Source organism: uncultured Cetobacterium sp., assembly GCF_947038635.1.
In the GTDB taxonomy this organism is placed as follows: domain Bacteria; phylum Fusobacteriota; class Fusobacteriia; order Fusobacteriales; family Fusobacteriaceae; genus Cetobacterium_A.
Window position 1 is genome coordinate 1 of record NZ_CAMQXC010000098.1, and the last position, 8,402, is coordinate 8,402.

Genomic DNA, 8,402 nt, shown 5'->3' on the forward strand with positions numbered 1-8,402 from the left:
CAATAGCTATACTATCTTTTAAATTATATTTTTCTAAAGATACTCAACAAAACCAACAAAATAATTTATTGGTTCAAAATTTAATGGAATCAAATAAAAAAAAAGATGAATTGTTAGAAAGAACAGTAGCAAATTTTGAAAAAACTATGGATAGTATAGTAAAAAAATTAGAGGATATCGATAAAAAAATTCAATAGGTATTAATCATAAAAATAAACTCTATACAATCTCACTTTTTAAATGCTATTATTAAGAAGTCGATATTAAATAATAAGGGGGATACTATATGGATAAAGAAAAATATGGAGAGGATATTCAAGAATATATTCAAGATTTTTTTGACGAAGGAACAGTTTTAGTTATAGGATCAGGATTATCATGTGCAGAAGGCATGCCAGGTATGGGGGCACTTTCTAAAAAGCTTCAAGAAGAAGTTCCTAACGAACTTAACGAAGAGGATAAAAAATTGTGGAAAAGTATAGCTGAAAATTTAAAAAATGGAAAAGATTTAGAATCATGTTTATTAGAAACGACTCCAAGTGATAGATTAGAAGTGATTATAAAAAAAATTACTTACAATTATATTTTTGACAAAGATTACGATATTTATAAAAAAATATTAGAAGGTAATTACGAGTTGAAAATAACATCTTTAATTCATAAATTTAATTTAGATTTATACTCTTTGAATATTATCACAACAAATTATGATCGTTTAATTGAATATTCATGTGAAAAATCTCAAATTCAAGTTGAAAATATGTTTAATGGCAAATTTTTTCCAAAATTAGATTACAAGAATTTTAGAGATAATTTAAATAAAAAATTAGTTAAAGAGCAAAAAATAAATTTATATAAACCACATGGATGTTTAAATTGGAAAAAAATAAATAATGAATTAGTCTACTCACAGTATAAAGATGTAGGAACACCACATATAATAACTCCAGGTACCAATAAATTTAAACATGGTTATGAAACTCCGTTTGATATAAATAGAGAATACTCTAATGAGTGCATAGATAATGCTAAAAAAATTATATTTATAGGGTATGGATTTAATGATTCACACTTAGAAACTCGAATAAAAACTCCTAGAAATTTAAAAAAACCTATATTAATTTTAACAAAGGAATTTACTGACGGAATACATGATTTATTTACAAAAGCAACTAATATTATGGCAATTGAAGAAAAAAAATCTTCAGGTAATAGTAATGTTTATTGGAGAGGAAAAGAAGAAGAAATAGAGGGAAAATATTGGGATATCACAGAGTTACTGAAGAAGGTGTTTTAAATGTTAGAAAGAAAATTTAAATTTGATAATACAACTAAAATAGGCAATATTATTTATGTTGATACTACTCAAGTAAATGTAGAAATCAGGAACGAAAATATAATACCTGAAATTGTAGTAGGGCATATGGTTTCTATCGATACAAGTAAAAAGCATATTAAAATAATTGGTCTTATAGAAAAAGTTATAAGAAAGCATAACGAAGAATCAGAAGATGATTTTGAATGTATTTCAAAAGATATGATAAAAATTAATTTAATAGGCACGTTCAAAAGTACTTACAAAAGTCAAAGAAATATTTTTAAAAGAGGAATAGAGAATTTTCCACAAATAGAAAGCTTTTGTCATATAGTAAACAGGGAAAACTTAGAGTTTTTTATGAATATTTTATCAGAAAATAAAAAAGATTCACTTCACATAGGTACTTATTCGATTGATAAAACAGGAAAGGCTATGCTAGATGGAGATAAATTTTTTCAAAGACATGCAGCGATATTAGGAAGTACAGGTTCTGGTAAAAGTTGGTGTGTAGCAAAAATATTAGAAAAAGTTTCACAATTAAAATATCCTAATATTATTATTTTAGATATTCATGGTGAATATAAAAGTCTATGTAAGAATCCTGATGCAATTGGAAAATATTATAAAATAGCTGGACCAGGAGATATAGATGAAAAAAATGAAGAAACATTATTTTTACCGTATTGGTTGTTAAATAAAGAAGAGATATTAGCAATGTGTTTAGATACAACGGATCAACATGCAATAAACCAATCTGCAAGATTTATTCATCATACAAAAGAATTAAAAAAAGAAAAATTAGAAACAGAAAAAAAAGAAGAGATACTAAAAAGTTTTACTGTAGACTCACCAATACCTTTTGATTTTAATAAATTGATTGAAGCTTTAAAAGAAGATAATGAAAGAAAAGGTGCTGGAAAGAATGGTAATCCGATTAAAGGAGAATTTGAAGATAAACTAACAAGATTTATTTTTAGATTAGAAACAAAATATAATGATAAAAGATATGGATTTATGTTTCAGTCTCCAGAAGAGTGTCAAAACTATGATTGGTTTCATAAACTTATATATAAATTGATTGGAAGCACTAAAAAAGGTGAAGGTATAAAAATTATAGATTTTTCAGAAGTTCCTTCAGATATACTCCCTATAATTACAGGAATTATAGCAAGAATATTATTTGATATTCAAATCTGGATGAAAGATGAAGATAGAACACCATTCACATTAGTTTGCGATGAAGCTCATTTATATTTACCAAAAAAAGATTCAGCAAATGCGATTGAAAAAAAATCTTTATATAATTTTGAAAGAATTGCAAAAGAGGGTAGAAAATATGGAATATCAATTGTGGTTGTAAGTCAAAGGCCATCTGAAGTGAGTTCAACAATTCTAAGTCAGTGTAGCAATTTTATAGTTTTAAGATTAACAAATGATATGGATAAAAACACTATAAAGCAACTTTTACCAGATAGTTTAAAAATTATATTAGAACAATTATCTCTTTTAGAAATAGGAGAAGCAATAGTTGTCGGAGATTCTATATTACTACCAAGTAGGATATGTTTGGAAGAACCTCGTAAAAAACCAAACAGTGATACCAAGAAGTTTTGGAAAGAATGGAATGAGAAAGAGAGTTCAGAAGAAAAGTTAAAAAAAGCAGTTGAATATTTAAGAGGTCAAAATAAAAATAATTAAAATAAAGCGAGGTAGAAAAATTTATTCTACCTTTTTTATTATAAAAAATTTTAAAATTATTAAAGAAGAGAAAAAATTAATTTATTTTAAATTTTATGAAAAATCCTCTTTTTTTTTATAGCTAACATGTAGCTAACAATTCATAAAATAGACCATTGATAAGACTTGTAAATAAAAGGAAGTGTTAAAAAGAAAAATGACCGTCCATATCATAATGTATTCTTAATTTTGGAGTAATAATTTGATAACAAAATTATTGGAATAAATTTATAGATATTATTTAATATAATTAGAACTTCCGATTGTAAATTAATAACTTCAAGAACTTCTAAAAACACAATTATTATAGATAAAATTTGTAAATATACTTTCATGAATATATAAAAATCTAATTGATAAATTTAATTAAAGAGGTTATTATATTAATAACCCTCTTTTTTTTTATCAAAATTTAAGAGGTATATTTTATAAAATAGCCAAATTTAAGAACCCCTTATTTTATAAAGGGTTTTACAAATATAAATTAATCAAAAGGAGGTAAAATGAGAAAGTTAATAATGCATTATGATATGGACGCTTTTTATGCTTCTATTGAGATTAGAGATAATCCTAAATACAAGGATAAGCCCATTGTTGTTGCTGGTGGCGTTGTCACAACTGCTAGTTACCCTGCTCGTAAGTTTGGCATCCATTCCGCAATGAATACCTTAGATGCTAAAAGATTATGCCCTAAACTCATTGTCCTCCCTGTAAATAAAGATAAATATGCTTATGAATCTAAAATTATCCATGATCTCGTTTTAAAAATTACTCATAAAGTAGAATTTATAGCCCTCGATGAAGGATTTATTGACATAACTGATATTATTTCCAAATTTCAATCAAAAGAAAGCTTTGCTACAATTTTTAGAAAAAGAATCTATGAGATTACAGGGCTTACTTGCTCTGTAGGAATTGGACCTAATAAATTAACAGCCAAAATTGCTTCTGACATAAATAAACCTGGAGGACAATATATTTTTAATACTGAAGAAGAGTTTATTGAATTTATAAAAGAAAAAAATATTCGTAAACTTCCTGGTGTTGGAAAACAATTTGAAAAGATTTTAAATAAAAATAATATCCATTTTGTTAAAGATATCTATCCTTTTTCTTTAAAAGAACTTATTGCAAAATACGGAAGTTCTCGTGGAGGAATGCTCTATACATATAGCCGTGGAATTGATCATCGTGAAGTAGAATTCAATCGAGCTATTCATTCTATTGGAAATGAAAATACATTTAGAATCCCACTTGATTCAGAGGAGGAAATTAGTAGAGAGATAGATGCTCTTTTTCAATGGTCATATAATCGACTTCAAAGAAAAAAACTTCTCACTAAAACTATATCTTTAAAAGTACGATTTAAAAATAGAGAAACTATAACTAGATCTAAAACTCGATTTATTCCTAGTGATGATAAAGAGATTTTAAAGGGAATGCTCGATGAAATTTTAAGTTCTTTAGATTTAGTAAATAATATCAAACTTCTCGGAGTTTCTTTTTCTAACTTAGAAAATCATTCTGGTAGACAACTTGTTTTTGAAAAACTTTATTAATTTTCTTTCAGAAAAAAAGAATTTTCTTTAAGTCTCAGTATATTATGTTAATTCAAAATATCAAAGGAGGCCAAAAATTATGAAAAAAGTTGTTTTAGCAAGTGTTTTCTTTAGTTTATTCTTCATTGGATGCTCTAGTTCTGAACCTCAGCCAGAGCCTGTTGTAGAAGAAGTTGTAGTTGTAGAGCCCGTTGTAGTTGGAAAAGAGATTATTGTAGCTCCTGTTTTAGACAAACAAAGTTATTAGTAAAAGTAAATAAACTATGAAAAAAGGCCACTACAAGAGTGACCTTTTTTTATAAATCTATAAAGCTGCTTTCTTTGTTCTCTTTTTTTAATCGTTCTAAAAATTTTCTATGATTTATATCCTCATTATTTATATGTTTTATATATTTCTTTGCTGACTCTTCAATCTCTTCATCAGATAATCTAGGTATATCGAAAAGGGCATAGTATGGCAAATAAGTCATCTGAATTGCATTTGCTGTAGCTTCTAATGGTCGTAATAACTCAGTTATAGTAAAATTATTATAACTTCCGCCCATATATGAATATTCAGGAGCTCCTACAGAAAGAGCTACTAAAAACTCTTTTCCTTTAAGAGCATCTCCACTTGGTCCATAAGCCCAACCAAACTGAAGCACTTCATCAAAATACTCTCTCATTAAAGCTGGCATACTATACCAATAAAAGGGAAATTGAAAAACTACTCTTTCAGCTTTTTCTAAAAACTTTTTTTCTTCATCTAGATTAATTTTTTTATCTTCCTTATAGATCTCATCTAAAAATCTAACTGTTATATTATTCTCTTTTTTTAAAGATTCCAGCCAAACTTTATTAACTCTTGACTCTTTAATATTTGGATGTGTTGCAATTACAAGTATCTCCATTATTAATTCACCTTTATTTTTCCAGAAATTATATTCTCTTTTAAATTCTCAACAAATTCAATATTATCAATACCTACAATCTCTTTTGTATATTTAAAGTCCGTAGTTCCTACACCATTTTCTTTTAATCCAAAATTATATACCTGTCCTTTAAATTCTCCATTGACAGTATCTTCAATTATTTTATAAATCGCATTGTTTACATTTTTTAACATTGATGTTAAAACTTGTCCTTTCACTATATCGTCTTGATCGCAATCTACTCCAATACCATATATTCCTTTCTCTTTCACTCCCTCTAAAATTCCTATACCAGTATTTCCAGAAGCATGATATATAACATCCACCCCTTGATTTGCTAAAGAATATGCATGTTCTTTTCCTTTTAATGGATCACTAAAAGGTGCATCTCCACCAACGTATGTTGTAATGACAGAGATATCTGGATTTACATACTTAGCTCCTTGTTCATACCCTGATTTAAATCTATTTATTAATGGTATATCTAAAGCTCCTATAAATCCTACTTTTCCCGTTTTACTCATCTTTGCTGCAATAGCTCCAACTAAAAATGACCCCTCACTTTCATCAAAAACTAATGATGCTATATTAGCTCCCTCTTTAGCTCTTGTATCAACTATTGCATATTTTATATTTGGAAATTTAGAACTTATATCCTCCATTGCATCTTGAGCAGTATACGATGTGGCAATTATTAAATCAAATCCATTTTGTGAATACTCTTCTAAAAAATATGCATCTTCCATCCAAGAATTTGGTTCCACATATTTTACTTCAATATTAAAATCTTTTTGTGCTTTTAGAAGTCCAGCATAAGCTGAATCATTAAAAGATTTATCTCCCAACCCTCCCATTGCTAAAATTAATCCAACTTTTAATGGTACTGCTAAAATTGTTACAGATAAAAGTAAAAACAAAATAATTCCATTAATCTTTTTCATTAAAAACCTCCCCAATTTTATATTTTTTATTATATATCAAAACTAAAAAAAGAGCTACCTTGATAGCTCTTTTTTATTAAAAATATATTAGAAATCGTATGTTACACTAACTCCACCTTGTGGTTGTAATTTCCAATCTTTTTCTGTATCTCCCCAAACTTGGTTTGAATACTTAACTTGTGCAAATACAGAGAATGCTAAATCATCTGTATAATTATAAGTTACCTCTAATTGAGGTAATGCAAACACTGCATAAGTATTTTTATAATCTCCACTATCCACTGCTGGTCCTAACCACTCATACATTTGATTTCCAACTATGAACGGATCCCATGCAGCACTTCTATTAGATGAGATATATGGGTCAAATCCTCCAGTAAAGTTAAATGTCAATGATGTTTGATCATTAAATTTGTATAACTCTTTTGAATAACCTAACCAAGCTAAAACCATAAAGTAATTTGCTGTATCATAAGTTTGGTTACTATTTCCTATTTCAAAACTTCCATTATACCACTCTCTAAATGCATAAGCATTAAATGTAAATGTAAAGTCAGCTGGTAATTGCCAATTTGTTAATAAACTTAAAATTCCTGTATTAACATGTCCAGACGGTCCTTTTGTGCTCCATCCATAGATATACATTGGTGATATTGCAAATTGTGTTGCTTGAACATATTGTCCTTTAGGAATATATTCAGAAAAATCAAACGCTGTTTGAGCAAATACATATGTTTGATTTGTTCCATTAAATTCAGCTTCGTTTTCTACCATTAAAGATGAAGTCCATTTAATTTTTGAGTTTTCTATCATCCCATGATCATAACTTAATGTTGCTTTTGGTCCACTAAAATTATTATCTTGTTGATTTTCTCCACCATTGTAATCATACATATTCCAAACTCTATCCCACTGTAAACTTATATTCCAATCTTTTGCGAAATTATAACTTAAAACAGCTGATGGGTGTGAAGATTCAGTTTTATACTTTCCTGCATTTCCATAAAAAGTTTGAGTAAATCCTAAACTACCATTAGGCGTAAACTCCTCTGCATAAGATGCTCCTGCAATAAGTAGCGATCCTATAAGTGTTTTTAAAAATAATTTTTTCATAATTTACCTCCCATAATAAACTGTGTTTTTTCTATTTTCAGCTTAAGTATACAAATATTAATTTATTTTTCCTTTTAAAATTTATTTATTTTCCTTATTTAAAAGGAATTAAAAATAATTTTCGAATAAAAATTATAATTATTCCTTATAGGAGGTTAAATTAATATGATAAAAAAAATTTCGATTTTATTTTCTTTTTTAATGCTTTTACTTCAAGGATGTAGTGCATTAGATAGTAGAGTTGTTGCTGTAGATTCATATTCTACTATGCAAGCATATGGAGGTACATATTATCTTTCTACAAATACTCCTGGATTACAACTTCAACAACAATCCTTTGAAGTTATTCTACAAAATATGTTACAAGCTAAAGGTTATACTAGAACCTTTAATCAAAAAAATGCCTTATATAATATAGTTTATAACTATAAAATCAAAGGCCCTTACACTTCTATTGAATCATATCCTGCGCCTGTAAATCCATGGTGGAATGGTCCATATGGAGGTATTTATAATGGATTCTATGGTGATATGTGGATGAACTCTATTAGTGCATCAACATATTTTGTTAAAAGATTAGAGCTTTCAGCTTTTACTAAAAATAACAATGCTGTTTGGCAAGTTGTTGGAAGTTTAAAAAGTGATAACAGTGATCCTAGAAGTAGTTTCCCTTATTTAGTATCAGCTGTTTCAAACTATGTTAATACTAATTCAAATCAAGTTGTTTATCTTAACGTTGAAGAAAACTCACAAACAGGTCAGTACACTGCAACTCCATCTATGTGGTAAAATACAAAAAGAGCTCTATCATATTTAATGATAG

General features: G+C 27.6%; 9 protein-coding genes. 6 read left to right on the forward strand and 3 right to left on the reverse strand.

Annotated features, from left to right (window positions below; translation table 11 throughout):
• From Q0V08_RS08995 to Q0V08_RS09015, 5 genes are all read left to right on the forward strand, one after another.
• A partial coding sequence (locus Q0V08_RS08995; RefSeq protein WP_297434074.1) for a hypothetical protein occupies positions 1-197 on the forward strand: 197 nt, incomplete at its 5' end.
• An 89-nt stretch (positions 198-286) separates the two neighbouring features.
• On the forward strand, positions 287-1,297 hold the full coding sequence (locus Q0V08_RS09000) for an SIR2 family protein (RefSeq protein WP_297434076.1): 1,011 nt from the start codon (positions 287-289) through the stop codon (positions 1,295-1,297).
• Positions 1,298-3,016 (forward strand): ATP-binding protein, encoded by a 1,719-nt coding sequence (locus Q0V08_RS09005; RefSeq protein WP_297434078.1) that lies wholly within the window; start codon positions 1,298-1,300, stop codon positions 3,014-3,016.
• 542 nt (positions 3,017-3,558) lie between these two features.
• Positions 3,559-4,614, forward strand: a complete 1,056-nt coding sequence (gene dinB / locus Q0V08_RS09010; RefSeq protein ID WP_297434080.1) for a DNA polymerase IV — start codon at positions 3,559-3,561, stop codon at positions 4,612-4,614.
• 79 nt (positions 4,615-4,693) lie between these two features.
• Positions 4,694-4,861 (forward strand): hypothetical protein, encoded by a 168-nt coding sequence (locus Q0V08_RS09015; protein WP_297434082.1) that lies wholly within the window; start codon positions 4,694-4,696, stop codon positions 4,859-4,861.
• 49 nt (positions 4,862-4,910) lie between these two features.
• On the opposite strand, the gene Q0V08_RS09020 is transcribed toward Q0V08_RS09015, so the two are convergent.
• The 3 genes from Q0V08_RS09020 to Q0V08_RS09030 all read right to left on the reverse strand — a co-directional run bounded on the left by Q0V08_RS09020 (position 4,911) and on the right by Q0V08_RS09030 (position 7,579).
• Positions 4,911-5,504 (reverse strand): NAD(P)H-dependent oxidoreductase, encoded by a 594-nt coding sequence (locus Q0V08_RS09020; protein WP_297434084.1) that lies wholly within the window; start codon positions 5,502-5,504, stop codon positions 4,911-4,913.
• Positions 5,505-5,506: 2 nt separating this feature from the next.
• Positions 5,507-6,466, reverse strand: coding sequence for a BMP family ABC transporter substrate-binding protein (locus Q0V08_RS09025; RefSeq protein WP_297434085.1), 960 nt, complete (start codon positions 6,464-6,466; stop codon positions 5,507-5,509).
• Positions 6,467-6,553: 87 nt separating this feature from the next.
• A complete protein-coding gene (locus Q0V08_RS09030) occupies positions 6,554-7,579 on the reverse strand; it encodes a hypothetical protein (RefSeq protein WP_297434088.1) in 1,026 nt (341 codons plus the stop codon).
• A gap of 165 nt (positions 7,580-7,744) precedes the next feature.
• Between Q0V08_RS09030 and Q0V08_RS09035 the strand changes: the two genes are divergently transcribed.
• A complete protein-coding gene (locus Q0V08_RS09035; RefSeq protein WP_297434090.1) occupies positions 7,745-8,368 on the forward strand; it encodes a hypothetical protein in 624 nt (207 codons plus the stop codon).
• Positions 8,369-8,402 lie beyond the last annotated feature (34 nt).

Coding starts and splice junctions, on each gene's coding strand:
- Q0V08_RS09025 (WP_297434085.1), bottom strand. CDS start 6,466: ATGAAAAAGATTAATGGAATTATTTTGTTTTTACTTTTATCTGTAACA.
- Q0V08_RS09000 (WP_297434076.1), top strand. CDS start 287: ATGGATAAAGAAAAATATGGAGAGGATATTCAAGAATATATTCAAGAT.
- Q0V08_RS09030 (WP_297434088.1), bottom strand. CDS start 7,579: ATGAAAAAATTATTTTTAAAAACACTTATAGGATCGCTACTTATTGCA.
- Q0V08_RS09015 (WP_297434082.1), top strand. CDS start 4,694: ATGAAAAAAGTTGTTTTAGCAAGTGTTTTCTTTAGTTTATTCTTCATT.
- Q0V08_RS09005 (WP_297434078.1), top strand. CDS start 1,298: ATGTTAGAAAGAAAATTTAAATTTGATAATACAACTAAAATAGGCAAT.
- Q0V08_RS09035 (WP_297434090.1), top strand. CDS start 7,745: ATGATAAAAAAAATTTCGATTTTATTTTCTTTTTTAATGCTTTTACTT.
- dinB (WP_297434080.1), top strand. CDS start 3,559: ATGAGAAAGTTAATAATGCATTATGATATGGACGCTTTTTATGCTTCT.
- Q0V08_RS09020 (WP_297434084.1), bottom strand. CDS start 5,504: ATGGAGATACTTGTAATTGCAACACATCCAAATATTAAAGAGTCAAGA.